The organism is Nocardioides luteus (genome assembly GCF_014648595.1).
Taxonomy (GTDB): domain Bacteria; phylum Actinomycetota; class Actinomycetes; order Propionibacteriales; family Nocardioidaceae; genus Nocardioides; species Nocardioides luteus.
Genome location: NZ_BMRK01000002.1, coordinates 305,207 through 319,757 on the forward strand (window position 1 = coordinate 305,207; position 14,551 = coordinate 319,757).

Annotated in this window: 18 protein-coding genes and 2 tRNA genes; 12 read left to right on the top strand and 8 right to left on the bottom strand. The window is 66.1% G+C overall.

Annotated elements, in window-relative coordinates; genetic code table 11:
- Window positions 1-102: 102 nt before the first annotated feature.
- Together IEY81_RS03875 and IEY81_RS03880 are read left to right on the top strand one after the other, a co-directional pair.
- Window positions 103-744 (top strand): TetR/AcrR family transcriptional regulator, encoded by a 642-nt coding sequence (locus IEY81_RS03875; RefSeq protein WP_189117132.1) that lies wholly within the window; start codon window positions 103-105, stop codon window positions 742-744.
- A 4-nt stretch (window positions 745-748) separates the two neighbouring features.
- A complete protein-coding gene (locus IEY81_RS03880) occupies window positions 749-1,594 on the top strand; it encodes a pentapeptide repeat-containing protein (protein ID WP_189117133.1) in 846 nt (281 codons plus the stop codon).
- Between the two features lie 461 nt (window positions 1,595-2,055).
- On the opposite strand, the gene IEY81_RS03885 is transcribed toward IEY81_RS03880, so the two are convergent.
- Both IEY81_RS03885 and IEY81_RS03890 read right to left on the bottom strand, forming a co-directional pair.
- Entirely contained in the window at window positions 2,056-2,211 is a 156-nt protein-coding gene (locus tag IEY81_RS03885; protein ID WP_189117134.1) for a hypothetical protein, read from the bottom strand.
- Window positions 2,212-2,625: 414 nt separating this feature from the next.
- A complete protein-coding gene (locus IEY81_RS03890) occupies window positions 2,626-4,308 on the bottom strand; it encodes a DUF6119 family protein (protein ID WP_189117135.1) in 1,683 nt (560 codons plus the stop codon).
- A gap of 262 nt (window positions 4,309-4,570) precedes the next feature.
- Between IEY81_RS03890 and IEY81_RS03895 the strand changes: the two genes are divergently transcribed.
- Window positions 4,571-5,050 (top strand): HDIG domain-containing metalloprotein, encoded by a 480-nt coding sequence (locus IEY81_RS03895; protein WP_189117136.1) that lies wholly within the window; start codon window positions 4,571-4,573, stop codon window positions 5,048-5,050.
- Here IEY81_RS03895 and IEY81_RS03900 read toward each other — a convergent pair whose 3' ends face one another.
- Together IEY81_RS03900 and IEY81_RS03905 are read right to left on the bottom strand one after the other, a co-directional pair.
- Window positions 5,051-5,542 (bottom strand): NUDIX hydrolase, encoded by a 492-nt coding sequence (locus IEY81_RS03900; RefSeq protein WP_189117137.1) that lies wholly within the window; start codon window positions 5,540-5,542, stop codon window positions 5,051-5,053.
- Between the two features lie 17 nt (window positions 5,543-5,559).
- On the bottom strand, window positions 5,560-6,294 hold the full coding sequence (locus IEY81_RS03905) for a helix-turn-helix domain-containing protein (protein ID WP_189117138.1): 735 nt from the start codon (window positions 6,292-6,294) through the stop codon (window positions 5,560-5,562).
- 122 nt (window positions 6,295-6,416) lie between these two features.
- On the opposite strand from IEY81_RS03905, the gene IEY81_RS03910 reads away from it, so the two are divergent.
- From IEY81_RS03910 to IEY81_RS03945, 8 genes are read left to right on the top strand one after another with little or no spacing between them, the layout of a single operon-like run.
- Window positions 6,417-6,884 carry a plasmid replication, integration and excision activator gene (locus IEY81_RS03910; RefSeq protein WP_189117139.1) on the top strand — a complete coding sequence of 156 codons (468 nt, stop codon included), beginning with the start codon at window positions 6,417-6,419 and terminating at the stop codon, window positions 6,882-6,884.
- Entirely contained in the window at window positions 6,884-7,228 is a 345-nt protein-coding gene (locus IEY81_RS03915; protein WP_189117140.1) for a hypothetical protein, read from the top strand. Before IEY81_RS03910 ends, IEY81_RS03915 begins: the two co-directional genes overlap by 1 nt.
- A complete protein-coding gene (locus IEY81_RS03920; protein ID WP_189117141.1) occupies window positions 7,225-7,401 on the top strand; it encodes a hypothetical protein in 177 nt (58 codons plus the stop codon). Before IEY81_RS03915 ends, IEY81_RS03920 begins: the two co-directional genes overlap by 4 nt.
- Window positions 7,365-8,825, top strand: a complete 1,461-nt coding sequence (locus tag IEY81_RS03925) for an FtsK/SpoIIIE domain-containing protein (protein ID WP_189117142.1) — start codon at window positions 7,365-7,367, stop codon at window positions 8,823-8,825. Before IEY81_RS03920 ends, IEY81_RS03925 begins: the two co-directional genes overlap by 37 nt.
- Window positions 8,822-9,097 (top strand): hypothetical protein, encoded by a 276-nt coding sequence (locus IEY81_RS03930; protein WP_189117143.1) that lies wholly within the window; start codon window positions 8,822-8,824, stop codon window positions 9,095-9,097. The genes IEY81_RS03925 and IEY81_RS03930 overlap by 4 nt, the downstream gene beginning before the upstream one ends.
- Complete coding sequence (locus IEY81_RS03935; protein ID WP_189117144.1) at window positions 9,094-10,725, top strand: replication initiator; 1,632 nt, start codon at window positions 9,094-9,096, stop codon at window positions 10,723-10,725. The genes IEY81_RS03930 and IEY81_RS03935 overlap by 4 nt, the downstream gene beginning before the upstream one ends.
- A 12-nt stretch (window positions 10,726-10,737) precedes the next feature.
- Window positions 10,738-10,932, top strand: coding sequence for a helix-turn-helix domain-containing protein (locus tag IEY81_RS03940; protein WP_189117145.1), 195 nt, complete (start codon window positions 10,738-10,740; stop codon window positions 10,930-10,932).
- A complete protein-coding gene (locus tag IEY81_RS03945) occupies window positions 10,929-12,137 on the top strand; it encodes a site-specific integrase (RefSeq protein ID WP_189117146.1) in 1,209 nt (402 codons plus the stop codon). The genes IEY81_RS03940 and IEY81_RS03945 overlap by 4 nt, the downstream gene beginning before the upstream one ends.
- 80 nt (window positions 12,138-12,217) lie before the next feature.
- Here the strand turns inward: IEY81_RS03945 and IEY81_RS03950 are convergent.
- From IEY81_RS03950 to IEY81_RS03960, 4 genes are all read right to left on the bottom strand, one after another.
- Window positions 12,218-12,290, bottom strand: a tRNA-Ala gene (locus IEY81_RS03950).
- 17 nt (window positions 12,291-12,307) lie between these two features.
- Complete coding sequence (locus IEY81_RS24045) at window positions 12,308-12,427, bottom strand: DLW-39 family protein (protein ID WP_229787308.1); 120 nt, start codon at window positions 12,425-12,427, stop codon at window positions 12,308-12,310.
- Window positions 12,428-12,507: 80 nt separating this feature from the next.
- A complete protein-coding gene (locus IEY81_RS03955; protein WP_189117147.1) occupies window positions 12,508-13,449 on the bottom strand; it encodes a hypothetical protein in 942 nt (313 codons plus the stop codon).
- 112 nt (window positions 13,450-13,561) lie between these two features.
- Window positions 13,562-13,635: transfer RNA gene (locus IEY81_RS03960), tRNA-Ile, on the bottom strand.
- A gap of 153 nt (window positions 13,636-13,788) precedes the next feature.
- Here IEY81_RS03960 and IEY81_RS03965 point away from each other — a divergent pair.
- Window positions 13,789-14,511 (top strand): type IV toxin-antitoxin system AbiEi family antitoxin domain-containing protein, encoded by a 723-nt coding sequence (locus IEY81_RS03965; protein WP_189117148.1) that lies wholly within the window; start codon window positions 13,789-13,791, stop codon window positions 14,509-14,511.
- Window positions 14,512-14,551 lie beyond the last annotated feature (40 nt).

A 14,551-nucleotide genomic window follows, 5' to 3' on the forward strand; every position in this document is an offset into this window, starting at 1 on the left:
GATTGCTCCAACTCGGCCGTCAGTCAATCGCATGATGGAGAGACCGACAAGAGGTTGTCGCGGATTTCTCCAACAACTGATGGAGACGGTTATCCTCGGGCCATGAGCCAGCGGCCGGACGACGTCCACAGTCGAGAGCGCATCCTGGCTGCGGCGACGACGCTCTTCGCCGAGCGCGGCTACGACGCCACCAGCACCCGAGCGATCGCGGACGCCGTCGGTCTCAACATCGCCACCGTCGCCTACCACGTCGGCAGCAAGCCGCAGCTCTACCGCGAGGTGATGCGCCGCGCCCACGAGGCCCAGCGCGACGTCGTCCTCGAGGCGCTGAAGCGGCTGGAGACTGTCGACCCGACGCCGGCCGCGACCGTCGCCGGGCTGATCGACTTCGTCGACGCCTACCTCGCGTTCTGCCTCGACCACCGCGAAGTTCCGGCCCTGTGGATGCGGCGCTGGCTCTCGGAGGGCAAGGACCTCATCGAGTTCGAGAGCGACCTCGCCGGGCCGCTGATCGCCGACGTGGTCGCCTCGGTGCGCACGGCCCTGTCGCGCGCCGGGATCGACGCCGACGTCGACGTCGAGATGCTCGTCTTCACCATCGTGTGGACGGCACACTCCTTCGGTCAGGCCGGCGTCATCGACGCCTCCGGCAACCGTGTCCCACCCGGCGAGGGCGCCGCTCTGGACCGCTTCCGCGCCCACCTGCACACCGTGATCGAGCGAATGGTGCCGACGCTAGGCTGACGAGGTGGACAGCCGCACGTACGTCCCGCTCGGCCGCGCGGAGCTCAGCGCCGACTGCTCGAGCTGCTTCGGCCTCTGCTGCGTGGCCCTGACGCTCGTGAAGTCCGCCGACTTCCCCCGCGACAAGCCCGCCGGCGAGCCCTGCGAGCACCTCGACGATCACGACGCCTGCCGCATCCACCCCGCCCTGCGCGACCACGGCTACAAGGGCTGCACCGTCTTCGACTGCTTCGGCGCCGGCCAGAAGGTCTCTCAACACACCTTCTCCGGCCGCTCCTGGCGCGAGGATCCGCAGGTCAGGGCCGAGATGTTCACCATCTTCCCACTCGTACGCCGCCTCCACGAGCTGCTCTGGTACCTCTCCTCTGCCGTCACGCTCGCCGAAGGTCACCGGGACGGCGTGTCGCCATGGGTCTCCGCCCTCGAGCGGGTCCGCACCCTCAGCGAACTGCCGGCTCCCGAGCTCTCGAGCGTGGATGTGGATGCCGAGTACGACGCCGCGCGGTCGCTCCTCGTCGAGGCCAGCGAGATCGCCCGGTCGGTCGCCTCGCCCGGCCGTCGAGCTCGGTCCCTCGGGCCAGGCAGCGACCTGCTCGGCGCGAACCTGGCCGGTGCCGACCTGTCGGGCGCCTGCCTCCGCGGCACCACCGCCATCGCCGCTGACCTCTCCGACGCGACCCTGCACCTCTGCGACCTCCTCGGCGTGGACCTCCGCGACGCCGACCTACGCGGAGCGGACCTTCGTGGCGCGATCTACCTGACCCAGATGCAGGTCAACAGCGCCCGAGGCGACGCTCGAACGATCCTTCCCGAAGGTTTCGAGCGACCTGCGCACTGGACCGCTCGCTGACCAGCGACCCTGCAGCCGTCGACCTCCGGTGGTCGAGCCTGTCGAGACCACGCCCTGAAATGACATCAGGGGCGACCGGCTTGCGGTCACCCCTGAACGAGGTGGTGGAGCGTAGGGGACTCGAACCCCTAACCCCCTGCTTGCAAACGACAATCCCGCTGAGCTCAGGGACCCGGTTTACGCGGGGAAACGTCCGTGTTCGTCCACCTTCGGCGCTGCCGGGCGTCGTTCATTGTCAGGCAGTTTGTCAGGCAACAGCGTCAGTCCGTATCGCGGGGGCGGAGCGTGACCCTGGCCGGCACCTGGCCCCATTGGCGGGGGTCTGGGGGCTTGCCCCCACGCTGCTTAGCCTCGCCCGACATAGAAGCGTCGCGGGGAGTGTCCCCACCGGCAGCAGCGCCCACCTCCCCCTCGTCATCAGCCATAGGACTGTAGCGGGCTGGTCGGGGCTGGCGACGCGTCTAACTCTGGCGGCGGGTGAACCATTTGACGACTGTCTGAACCTTGCCGATGACGGCCTCGTAGTGGACGCCGATGGACGTGATCACGATGCCGACCGCGAGCATGCCGGCGAGACCGAGGTGATCGTGGAGTGCGTCGGCGATCGGGTTGTACATGATCGAGGAGGCTAGCGGTCGTAGCGGTTCGGGATGACGGGTATCGCTGATGCTGTCTCGAGCTGTCGCACCTGGGAAGTGAGCGCTTGGTCTACGGACTGGGCGCTTTTCTTCATTTGCGCGGCACGTAGGGGGACCGGCCGCCAGGCCGCACGCCCCCGGAGGCCGCGCCCGCGGCCGGAGGCCGCCTTGAGTCAGTAGAGAAAGTTCTCACAGATCTGACCACGTCGGCGAAGACCTGAGGCTTGCACCGCCCGCCGCTCCCGATGCCGCGGGACATTCGCCCCCGGACACAGATCGGTCGCGTGGCAGAAGACGACGCCAGCAGGCGAGAGGGACCATTGGCATCCCCCGGCTCGCCAGGCGCGACCGGCAGCATGAGCACAGACGAGTCACACCGTGAGTCGCTTGAGGCTATTGGTGCGCCTCACCGTCAATAGACACGATCCGAACGGGCACGCTGCGCCCTTCAAGGGCCTCCACGTGTCGCACCAGGTTAACCATGGTAAACGTGAACAAGTCATCCGCAGTAAATGGTCTACCGTTCCTGCGATGCATTGCCAGGATCACACGTTTCGGCTTAAGACCGATGCCGACGGGATCGCCAGCCGCCTCGGTGATCCGCGCACGGACTTTATCGCGCGCCTTCTCGTCCTTGCATAAGGCATCTGCCGAAACCAGCGCTTGCGCAATCAGGTGACTCGCAGCCGTAGAGCGTCCGACTTCCTTTACGTGGATCAATGTTCCGTCTGGAAGATAGACGTCACAAGCCTCGATTCCACGGCGATGCAATTCCGTGGTGATCAACTTCTTGTCAAGACAAACTCCACCAAGCGCCTTGGCCAACTTCTTGTTGTATTTGTCTTCATCATCCTTCTCTAACCACGGAATAAAGTCCAGATCTTCAACCTTCCGGGCAAAGATTGCGGCCGTCCTCCTTTTAATATTCTTCGCATAGTCGTGGTGTATCTGGAACCACGCCCCGTCGTAAAGCGCGAAAGTGTGACCATCCATCTCCGCCTGATACGCGATCCAGCGGCGAAGCGGGATGGCCGAACTGATTGCGCTCTCTCCTCCCGCATCTCGGAACAGTTGAATCGCAGACCGATCAAGACGGGCGAGCCGGTCGCCGGGCGGCCATTGCTCCAACGCCTCTAAGATCTCACTCCACTCAGGCTGCCCTGGCTTGACCTCTTTCCGTCTCCGACCGGGCCAGAGGGCCACTGGCAGCCAAGCGTCCGGCGTGCCGTTCTCGTCGACACGTTCATGAGGCCACGATAGGCCGATCGCACCCGGCGACCCGTCAGCCACTGCTTCGTTAAGCGCCTTGGCTAGGACGACGTCGAGTCGATCCTTGACGTCAGGGTTCTTTACTGCCGTGAGCTGCTCTAGGAGCTTAAGCGCCTCAGGCGGCTTCTTGGCGAGAAGAGTCTCGAGCGCGTCCAAGTCTGAGATAACTTCTGCAGGGGTGCGCCCGAGCGGCACATTGAGAGCGTCCGCACCGCGTATCTGGAACGGCTTCCCGTCCGACCTTGAAAGGCTCGGGAGGTTTGCGATCGCGACGACCCTACTCACCGCCTCACCCACATCGCCTAACCCAAAGCCAAGCAGTCCGTCACCTTGCGCGATGGTTGCTCGCGAAGTTCGAGAACGCTCGTCCATTGTTGTTACCGTGAGCGAGCGGAGCTTGTTGGGCTCGGCAGTGCGTATCGCGATTTTCTGCCCGAAGAGGTTGTCTAGACGCCCTTGATCCAATAGTTGGAAGCCCATCCCGTAGGTGAGGGCATACGCTACATCGGCATCACCGGTCGCCTTAGAGGACTCGCTCGACGGCCGCACGATCAGAATTCCAACAGGAGTGACGCTGTTGACGGCAATATCGGTCTCGGTGAGAACCGAGACGGCCTCGCACCATTCGGCCTTTTCTTTGAACATCGATCCAGTGACCAATAACCCACTGCGCGCGCCGACATTCACGGTAACCAAATCGAACCGTTCGTCGAGGCGATACTTCGAACGAATCGCTTGCTCGAAGTTCTCTACGCCCGTCAACCTGTAGATAGTTGTGCGCCTACCCGCCTGCGCCCGTTCGGTCACGCTACCCCCTGAAAGTCTGCGTTGTTCGAGGCTAGGCCGTTGGGGCGGCGCAGCAGACCAGACCGACAAAATTTCACGGCAGGCATCCCCGATTGTGGGTACGACGCCCCCGCGGCAGAGAGAAAGTTGCCGAGATGCGGCTCTTGCCCCCTCCAGCCGCCTGTCTCTCACCCTCAGCGCTAGCGTGGTCAGTGTGAGCCGAAATCTTCAAGCCGCCCGCGACGAGGCCCGATCACTCGTAGAACCGTTAGGCCAGAGGTGGATGCACGTTTCAGCGGTAGGCCGGAAGGCGGAGACGGTTGCTGTTGAGCTCGGCTTAAGCTCAGATCTGCTCGGGGCAGCCTGTTGGCTCCATGACATTGGGTACGCCCCCGCATTGGTCCAGACGGGGATGCATGCGATCGACGGAGCACGTTACCTCCGTCGCACGGGATGGGACGAGCGGATCGTCTCGATGGTTGCCCACCACTCCTGCGCGATCCTCGAGGCCGAAGAGCGCGGGCTTGCGCATGAGCTTGCCGACTACCAGCGCCCCCCAGAGGTGTATGAGGATGCAGTCTGCTTCTGCGACATGACCACAGGGCCCGACGGGTCCCCCGTCATTGTCCGTGACCGGCTGGCCGAAATTGAGGTCCGCTACGGGCCAGAGCACTTGGTGACGCGGTTCATCCGTCGGGCTCGTCCGCAAATTATCGACGCGGTTGTGCGCGTTGATGAGCGACGTGCGGCTGCTTCGGCGTGATTAAGTCGAGGCGTTAATTTGGTCGATGTGGGGCCAACGCTTGTTGAGCGCCCAGTCGATGCGTACGCGCTGGCTGCGGTCCATCTGGAGGCTTGGCACCTTCTCGGGGTCGACCCATTCGACGCTGAGGCTCTCCTTGCTCGGCTTCGGATCGCCGGAGAGGTATCGGCCGGCGTAGATGACGGTGAACTCTTGGCGGACCTCGCCGTCTGAGGTGTACTCGATCCGGTGGAGCGGGTCGGTCCAGATGCCGACTAGATCCGTGATGGCGACAGAGATTCCGGTCTCCTCGAACGTTTCTCGAGCTGCGCATGCAGTGAGGGATTCGCCGGGGTCCATCGCTCCGCCGGGCATTGACCAGTTGCCGTTGTCGTCGCGGCGGATGAGCAGGACTCGCCCGTCCTCGTCGCGCACGAACGCTCCAGCGCTCGGTTTGATGCTGTTGACCTCCGGCGCGGCGGGGTCGTCGTACCAGTCGATCCTTCGGCCCATGCCCAACAGGCTACGACTCAGGCGGGCGCGGCGTCCTTCCAGACCCGATCGAAGGCGGCGGCGTAGTAGTTGAAGAGATGCGCGTCGGCCGCTCGCTGGTAGTGGAAGACGGGCGAGTCTTTCGCCGGCGCTCCGTGGGTGTGCGTGTTCGCGAGGACCTCATCGTCGAAGCGGTAGAGCGATACGTACAGCGGGGCGTCCTGCTGTCGCACCTCCACGCCAGGCAGGCCCTTGACCTCGGCGAGGTACTCCAGGGTGGATCGCGCCCGCTCGGGAAGCGCCGGCAGACCTTCGTTGAGGCCTCGCAGACGGACGGCTTCGCTCTCTGGGTCACCCAAAGCAATACGGACCTGTCCCCCGGCCGCTGAGATGCGCTCGATCTCCGCAGCCAGCCCGTAGACCTCGACCAGGAATCCACCGGAGTAGGCGAGCACGTCCAGGCGCTTCGATGTGCGCGTTAGCAGGGAGCGCCACACATCGCCGGGGACGCTCTCACGACTGGGCCACAGCTGCACCAGCTCGGACTGAGCAGATGATGCAGCTCGAGAGTCCAAGAGCAGCTGAGGCCACAGGTGGGTCTCCTCGTAGCCGAGGGCCTCCGCCACGCGTGCGCGGGTTCCCGGGTGAGGCACACGTCCCTGACTGATCCAGCGCTCAACGCTCTTCGGGTCGACGCCTACAGCCCCGGCCAGGGACGCGGCAGTCATGCCCTTGTTCGTGAGTGCGGATCGGATGCGCTGGTTCGCTGCCATGACTCCATTCTCGGGCAAATGTCCCCAAATGTCCATCGTTTGAGGTGAAGACGTCCCCTGGTTTCGCGGGTCAATGGATACAAGCCGGAAGAGGTCCGGCCAACCACATTGGAGATCAAGTCATGGCGATGAAGCAGCGTTTCGCAGTCCAGCACGGCGACGTGTTCCCGCAGGGAGCGTTCCTCAAGGGCGAGGTCGAGCCGGTCCTCGACTTCCAGGCCGGCAAGCGGGCCGATGGGTCGATGCCCCAGCAGCTCGACAAGGACACCGGCCTCCCGGTCTGGCAGGTCGTCATCCTCGACGCCGACGACACCGCGGGAAAGAAGGACACCGCGATCACGGTCAAGTTCGCCGCCAAGCACCAGCCCGTGCCCCCGGCCAACGACACCCCGTTCCCCTGGACTCCGGTGGAGTTCGTCGGTCTGACCGCTCTGCCGTACGTGGAGTACACGGGCGGGAAGAACAAGGAGAACCAGGACCGGACCCGGATCACCTGGTCCTACCGCGCCGAGTCGATGGTCAAGCCCGGCGAGAACCCCGCACGCAAGCCCGCTGCCGGTGCTGCTGCCGCGAACTCGAAGGCCGCGTGATGAGTGCCGCCCCCGCCTCCGACAAGCCCGCGGGGATCGTGCTGACTGCGGTGAGCCGACGTTTTGCTCTCGTCGATGCCCCGGCACTGACGGACTCGAAGGGCAAGACCTTCTACGCCGCGGTGCTGCTGGTCGAGGAGTACACCGACGATGCGGTGGCGGTGACGATCTCGGGGCAGATCTTCGACGAGATCGGCCCGGTCGACCGTAGCTCGTCCATGCGTTGGCTCGACGGCGAACGGTTCGCGGGCGGGATCGCCAAGGGCATTCCCGCCCTCGCGACCGCTCCCGGCTGGGTGGTCGACCTCGTCGAGGACGTCCTGATTCCTAGGGACGCAGCGTGAGTGTCTACCTGGTGTGGATCGGCGATGGGTCCGACCCCGCGCACTTCGCCGGGCTCAACGCCGATCTCACCCTGTGCGGGCGACCCAACGCCGGGACCTCCTGGACCTGGGACTACCCCGATCTCTCAACCCCGGTGTGCCCGACCTGCCGCGCCAAAGCCGCTCGCCTGTGAGCACACCCCACATTCGCCCGCCGGCCGTCATGGAAGGGGAAGCCGTGGCGGCTGGCGGGATCCAGCAACAGCAGCAACACGAATGGAAGGAGTACGTGATGAACGAGACGATCATCTACGGCCTCGGCGGCTTGGTCGCCTTGGCGATCGCGGTCCTGGTCGTGATCAAACCGACCCGACCCGCTGCGCTGGCTGCCCTGGGGTGGCTGGCCTCGATTGGCCGGCGGGCCTGGTGGTGGCTGCGGTTCCGCCTCACCTGGAAGTCAGTCGCCCGTGAGGCCGGCCTGTCCAAGCGCCGCACGAAGCGCGTCAAGCGGATGGGTGTTGGTGAGGAGTCCATCGAGAAGTGGCGCGATCCTCGCCTCAAGCGAGTGAAGACCTCCGCGCACTCGGTGACGCTCAAGGTCCGTACCCGCAGGGGCCAGGCCCTGGCCGACCTCGAGGCCTTCGCCCCCAAACTGGCCGCGACCTACAGCGCCGACGCCTACCGGGTGTTCCCGGCCAAGCGCCGCGCCGGCTCGACGGTGATGTTCGAGCTGGTGATGCGGGACCTGATCAAGACCCCCGCTGTCGCGGCGAAGCCCGACCCTCGGATGCAGACCGAAACCGTCCGGCTCGGCCGCCGGCAGTCCGGCAAACCGTTCGATCTCCAGATCGAGCAGCGCCACACCGTCGCGGTGGGTGCCTCCGGCTCCGGGAAGGGCTCAATCCTGTGGGGCGTCGTCGGTTCCCTGGCTCCCTCGATCGCTGTTGATGCGGTCCGTGCCTACGGCATCGACCTCAAAGGCGGCATGGAACTCACCATGGGCGCCCCGCTGTTCACCAAGATCGCCGTCACTGGTGAGCAGGCCGTGGAGATGCTGCGCGACTTCGTAGCGATCGCTGACCAGCGCACCGAGGAACTCCGTGGGCACTCGCGCAATCACAAGCCCGGACCGGGGGATCCGCTCTACCTCCTGGTCATCGATGAGCTGGCCTCGCTGACCGCCTATGCGGATCGGGAGGTGAAGCAGGAGGCCGAGCGGCTGTTGAAGCGGCTTCTCTCCATCGGCCGCGCTGTGGGCGTCGTGGTGGTCGCGTTCGTGCAGGACCCGCGTAAGGAGGTCATCGACATGCGCGGCCTGTTCACCCAGACCATCGCGCTCCGGCTCCGCTCGGCCATGGAGACCAACATGGTCCTGGGCGACGGCATGGCCCCCTTCGCCCCGGCACACCGGATCCTCAAGGGAGCACAGGGCACGGCATGGATCATCGACGAGGACGGCTCCACCGACCGCGTACGGGCCGACTACTGGTCCGATGACCTCATCCGCCGTGTGGCTTCGCTCTACCCGGCAGAGCCGGAGCTGGTCACGATTTCGGACGCTGCTCCTGGTGACCTGCCGGGAATGCAGCTCTCCCTCACCGATGGGGGCTCGCGATGACTACGCCGGCTTGGATGGAGCACGCCGCGTGCACGACGCGAGAGACTCGCGGTCTGCCGTGGACCACCGACGAGATCGAGACCCCGTCGGTCCTGGTCGAGCTGATGCAGGAGACCTGCGCCAGCTGCCCGGTCCGGCTCGCCTGCGCCGCGTACGCCCGTACCGCTACCGGTGGCTGGTGGGCCGGCGTCGACCGCGCCTCTGAGCCTGCCGACCTCCTCGACTTGCTGGACGTTCTCCCCGTGACTTCCCTCCTGGACGGTGCCGCGTGACCATCTCGACCAGCTCGACCATGGATGCGCCGGGCATCCACAGTGACGCATCGTCCTCGGCTCGGGGCTCGTTCCCTGGGTATGGGGAGGATGCGCCGCTGGATCTGTCCGGACTCACCCCGGCCGCCTTCAGCGCCGTGGGCGCCCGACTTCTCGACGGCTCGTTCGACGCCTGGGCCGAGACCGCAGCCGCGGTGAAGTACTGCGCCCACCCGATCCGGCTCTCTGGATCCTCGACCACGATTGATGCCCGTAGCGGGGAGCTTGTCGGCACGTTCTCGTCCGCGAATGCCCCGCTCGGGGTGCTCTACCGTCCCTGCGGCAACCGCCGCGCCGACGTCTGCCCCTCCTGCTCGAGGACCTACGCCCGCGACACCTACGCCATGATCAACGCCGGCCTGGTCGGCGGGAAGACCATCCCCGCCACGGTCGCAGACAACCCGCTGCTCTTCGTCACCTTCACCGCACCCTCCTTCGGCCACGTCCACGGACCCCGCCCGAAGAACGGACAACCGGTTGGCGGACGGTGCCGGCCACGCTCCGCCAGGCCCGGACAGCCTGTCACCTGCGAGCACGGCCGCCCCCTGGGCTGCATGAGCGTCCACGGTCCCGACGATTCCGCCAATGGCGCGCCACTGTGCCCCGAGTGTCACGACACCAACAGCGCCGTGATCTGGCAGTGGCACGCCCCGGAACTGTGGCGACGCACCACCATCGCCCTGCGCCGTGCCCTGGCGCACCAACTCGGCGTCACCGAGACCCGCCGCAAGCCCACCAAGAAGAACCCGACCCCTCCGCCGCCCCTGGCCGATGTGGCCTCGGTGCAGTTCGCCAAGGTCGCCGAATACCAAGCCCGCGGCCTGATCCATTTCCACGCCCTCATCCGCCTGGACGGTCCCGATGGTCCCGGATCACCGGCACCCCTGGACGGCCGCACCCTGGGCCGGCTCCTGGAGCACGCCGCCGGCGACGTCCACCTCGAGGCACCTCCCGTCGACGACAGCGACACTGCCCGGGTCCTGTGCTGGGGGAAGCAGCTCGACGTCCGGGTCGTACGCGACACCAACCGCACCGACGACCCCGACGGGCCGCTGACCCCGGGACAGGTCGCCGGCTATCTGGCGAAGTACGCCACCAAGGACGCCAACTCGATCCGAGCTGACCGGCCGGTCGAGCACATCGCCGAGTTCGCCTCGAGGTGCCGACTACTCAGCGCTCGAGCACGTGAGCACTACGGGCCCCACGTCGACGCCAACGGAACGCCGGCCAACCCCTACCAGCTCCTGGGGAAGTGGGCGCACATGCTCGGGTTCCGGGGCCACTTCTCCACCAAGTCCCGCCGCTACTCCGTCACCCTCGGCCAACTCCGCCGCGCCCGCGCCAAGTACCGCGACCTCGTAGCGACCGCCGAGCACGACGAAGACGCCCGTAAAGCCCTGCTCGACCTCGAGGAGCTCGAAGCCCGGCTCCTGGCCGACGACACCGAAACAACCCTCGTCATCGGCAACTGGACCTACCAAGGCACCGGCTGGACCAACCCCGGCGACGAAACCCTCGCCCTCGCGGCCGCGGCTCGAGCCCGTGAGTACGAGCAATGGAAAGCCCAGACCAAGAACACCAACCGATGAAGGAGTGAAGTGATGAGCGAGACAGTCGTCGTCCCGGTGCTCTACCGGGTTGAGGAAGCGGCCGAGGCGATGCGCATCAGTCGGTCTGTCATCTACGAGCTGATCCGTTCGGATCGTCTGCGGACGGTCAAGGTCGGTCGTAGCCGCCGGGTTCCGGTCGATGCCCTGGCGGAGTGCGTCGCCCTGCTCGCTGAGGAGGCGGCATGAGCACCGAAGACAAGAAGTCTCGTCGAGCTCGAGGCGATGGTGGTGTGCGCTGGGATGAGAGGCGCCAGCGCTACATCGCTGAGAAGACGGTGGGATACGACGGTCGCGGGAAGCGCATCGTCAAGACCGGCACCGGCAAGAGCGAGTCGGCGGCTCTGCGCAACCTGCGCGATCGCATCCGTGAGTACGAGGTCGGCCTCATGCCCGCGGCTCATCGGGTGACCGTGGCTCAGGTCTGTGAGGACTGGTTGAAGTTCGAGCGCTCGGACGTGGGGGAGAAGACGAAGGAGGGCGACAGTGACAAGTACCGGGTGCACATAAAGCCGCATCTGGGCGGGCGTCGTCTGAAGGATCTTCGTCCGGATGAGGTCGACAAGTGGCTGCTCAAGCTGTCGTCGGATCTGTCGACCTCGACGCTCAAGCAGGTTCGCTCCGTGCTGCGGCGGTCGATCAATCGGGCGGTGAAGCGTGGGCTGGCTGAGCGAAACGTCGTCGACCTGTGCCCTGCTCCGAAGGGTCGGACGGGTCGTCCGTCGAAGTCGCTGACGCTCCAGCAGGCCTCGGACATCCTGGAGAAGACGCGCACGCACCATATTCACCCGTACATCGCGGTCTCGCTGCTCGTCGGCGTACGTCCTGAGGAAGTCCGGGCGCTCCGGTGGGATCGTGTGCACCTCGACGAGGCGACCCCCTACATCGAGGTGTGGCGTTCCGTGCGGGCCGGCGGAGACACGAAGACGAAGAAGTCGAAGCGGACTCTCGCGGTCTCCGGTTACGTCGTGGCGATGCTTGAGCGTGCCCGACGTGAGCAGGTCGAGATTCGGGAACGTGCGGGGGATCGGTGGCAGGAGAACGACCTGGTGTTTCCGTCCCTCGTCGGCACCGAGCAGGATGCACACAATGTGCGCCGGATGTTCCGCGATGCTCTTCGCCTGGTTCCCGGCATCGATCCCGACGAGTGGGTGCCTTACGAGCTGCGTCACTCGTTCGTCTCGATCCTGTCCGAGCGGGGGATGCCGGTCGAGGAGATCTCGCGTCTCATGGGCCACAAGGGAACGGCGGTGACTGAGCTGGTCTATCGTCACGAGCTGCGACCGGTGATCGAGTCCGGGGCCAGTGTCATGGACAGCGTATTTCCGCTCTCCCTCGAGGACGCCGGCGAAGACGTCGAGGACGAGGAAGGCAACGACGATGATGCAGCGTAGTCAGGCAGTTCGTCAGGATTTGGCCCTTCGGCCGCTGCCCTCGGCTCAGTCGCTCTCGCGTTTTGCCTGGTCAGAGTGGGTGGAGCGTAGGGGACTCGAACCCCTAACCCCCTGCTTGCAAAGCAGGTGCGCTACCAATTGCGCCAACGCCCCGGACGGGTGTCCGTCGGTCAGTTCACCTTGTCGGTCGCATCGGCCCAGTGGCCCCGCTCGGGGGTGGTCTGGTCGAGCTTCTTCTTGGCGAGGATGATGCCAGCCGCGGCCAGCAGTACGAGGACGAGCTTCTTCATGTCTTCTCCTGCGAGTCGTGGTGAGCATCGCTGCCCGTTAGACCCGGAAAGCGTACCGGCCCGCCATGATGCGTACGAAATCAACCGGCCTCGGGGTCCGGCGCCAACCCGAGGGCGGCGATCGGGGTGCAGGTCATGTGGGTGCTCGCCCACATCCGGCCGATCAGGATCCCGAACCCGTACGCAGCCGGCCGGCTGTAGGACGAGGCGCCGGACTCGTAGGTGGTGATGAGGTCGCCCGCGACCTCGACGATGGCCTCGGCCATGTTGGGGAACTTGTAGGTGCGCTGCACTGCCCCGACGCCGCCGTCACGTTTGCGCTTGCAGATGTAGATCTTGCTCGGGCGGTGGCGGCCGAACGAGGAGGAGAAGACGTACTCGTTCTCGCGCACGACGACGCCCTGGACCTTGGGCGGGGTGGTGGTCGAGACCACGGGCTCGTCGAAGTTCCAGGTGCCGTCGTCGTTCTTCTCGTAGGCGTACAGCTTCTGGTCGGCGAAACCGCCGACGTAGATGCGGTTGCCTCGGACGCGGCAGTAGGAGCCGGCCGCCACCTTCGCGGGGGTCTCGACCGGCTCGACCTCGGCACCCTTCTCCGACTCGCGGATCGCGGCGAGGGAGTAGCGGAAGAGACGAGAGTTCTTGCCGCCCTTGGAGACCCAGACGTCGTCGCCGTCGATCGCGACCCCGCCCGCATGCCCCGGCCCGGCCTTGCCGCCGCGGCCGACCAGGAGCACCTCGGCCGCGGTCTTGCCACCCTTCAGGTCCACCAGCACCAGCGCCGAACCCTTGTCGTGGGAGTAGTAGCTCTGGGCGAGCGTCTTGCCCTCCGGGTCGTACCCCAGCCCCTGCGGCGTCCAGTCGTCGGCGCCACCGGTGGCGAGGGTGTTGGGGATGAGCGGGCCCACGCGCCCGCCGAGCTTCCGCCCCCACCTGTCGGTCCGCTTCATCCCGCCTCTGACCCACCGGCGAGTGCGGCGCGGGATGGAATCGAGGTCGAACGGCAGGTCGATCTTCGTCATGGGGGCGATGTTCGCATGCGACCCAGCGAGACGGAACGACCAACCCGTAGGGCGGCCGAACGAGCCGCCGAGAAGCAGAAACGCCCCGGACCGGAGTCCAGGGCGTGTGCTGTGCGCTTAGGAGGACTTGAACCTCCGACCCCCACATTATCAGTGTGGTGCTCTAACCGTCTGAGCTATAAGCGCAGGCGCCAACTGGGGGTGGAAGCCCCACCAGCAGGCGAGAGGAAACATTACCCGGCCGCCGCCCCGGGAGCCAAAACGATGAGACCTCGTCGACCCTGGGGAGACTCTTCCGAGCCCGGTTCGGACAGAGCTCCCCAGGGTTAGGGTTCCAGCATGTCCGACGCCACGGATGAGCAGGCAGCCTTCGACCGCGAGCACGCGGCGCTGCTGCTCGATGCTCAGCGGCGGATGCAGGATGGTGTCACGAGCCACGCTCAGCTCGTCGCGAGCGGCCTCAGCCGCATCGACATCGAGCGAGGCGTACGCCGCAACGAGCTGCGGCGCGTGCATCCGCGGGTGTACGTGAATCACACCGGCCCGCTCACCTGGGAGCAGCGCGCTTGGGCAGCGGTGCTCTATGCCGACCCGGCGGTGCTGTGCTGGGGGAGTCTCGAGGCGCCGAAGGGACGCGACGACGGGCGGCCGATCCATGTCGCCATCGACCATTCCCGCAAGGTGATGCCTCAGCCTGGCATCGTCGTCCATCGGATGCGCGGCCTGAGCCTGAAGGCGTATGGCGGTACGCCGCCACGGCTCGAGGTCGAGGACAACGCGTTGGCAATGGCCAACGAGGCGAAGACGGAGATCGATGCGATCGCCCGGGTGGCCGAGGTGGCGAGCAGGTCGTACGTCACAGCGGCGACGCTCCAGTCGGCTCTCGACCGGGCGCGCTTGGACGATCTGGCGCAGCTGGGGGCGGTCACCGCCCGGCTGAGGTTCCACCAGGTCTTCGGCACCCCGCGCCAGACAGCAGCACGCCTAGGCCGGATCCTCACCCGGAACGGATGGACGGGCACGATCCGCGACTGCGGGGAGAGCTGCACGGCAAACCAATGAGACCTGGGGAGGGCCATCCGAACACTGTTCGGACGACCCT

Bases quoted from the DNA above. Each gene is read 5' to 3' on its own strand.
- IEY81_RS03895 (WP_189117136.1), top strand. From the start codon at position 4,571: ATGCACGTTTCAGCGGTAGGCCGGAAGGCGGAGACGGTTGCTGTTGAG.
- IEY81_RS24045 (WP_229787308.1), bottom strand. From the start codon at position 12,427: ATGAAGAAGCTCGTCCTCGTACTGCTGGCCGCGGCTGGCATCATCCTC.
- IEY81_RS03965 (WP_189117148.1), top strand. From the start codon at position 13,789: ATGTCCGACGCCACGGATGAGCAGGCAGCCTTCGACCGCGAGCACGCG.
- IEY81_RS03940 (WP_189117145.1), top strand. From the start codon at position 10,738: ATGAGCGAGACAGTCGTCGTCCCGGTGCTCTACCGGGTTGAGGAAGCG.
- IEY81_RS03945 (WP_189117146.1), top strand. From the start codon at position 10,929: ATGAGCACCGAAGACAAGAAGTCTCGTCGAGCTCGAGGCGATGGTGGT.
- IEY81_RS03900 (WP_189117137.1), bottom strand. From the start codon at position 5,542: ATGGGCCGAAGGATCGACTGGTACGACGACCCCGCCGCGCCGGAGGTC.
- IEY81_RS03875 (WP_189117132.1), top strand. From the start codon at position 103: ATGAGCCAGCGGCCGGACGACGTCCACAGTCGAGAGCGCATCCTGGCT.
- IEY81_RS03910 (WP_189117139.1), top strand. From the start codon at position 6,417: ATGGCGATGAAGCAGCGTTTCGCAGTCCAGCACGGCGACGTGTTCCCG.
- IEY81_RS03885 (WP_189117134.1), bottom strand. From the start codon at position 2,211: ATGTACAACCCGATCGCCGACGCACTCCACGATCACCTCGGTCTCGCC.
- IEY81_RS03930 (WP_189117143.1), top strand. From the start codon at position 8,822: ATGACTACGCCGGCTTGGATGGAGCACGCCGCGTGCACGACGCGAGAG.
- IEY81_RS03905 (WP_189117138.1), bottom strand. From the start codon at position 6,294: ATGGCAGCGAACCAGCGCATCCGATCCGCACTCACGAACAAGGGCATG.
- IEY81_RS03955 (WP_189117147.1), bottom strand. From the start codon at position 13,449: ATGACGAAGATCGACCTGCCGTTCGACCTCGATTCCATCCCGCGCCGC.
- IEY81_RS03915 (WP_189117140.1), top strand. From the start codon at position 6,884: ATGAGTGCCGCCCCCGCCTCCGACAAGCCCGCGGGGATCGTGCTGACT.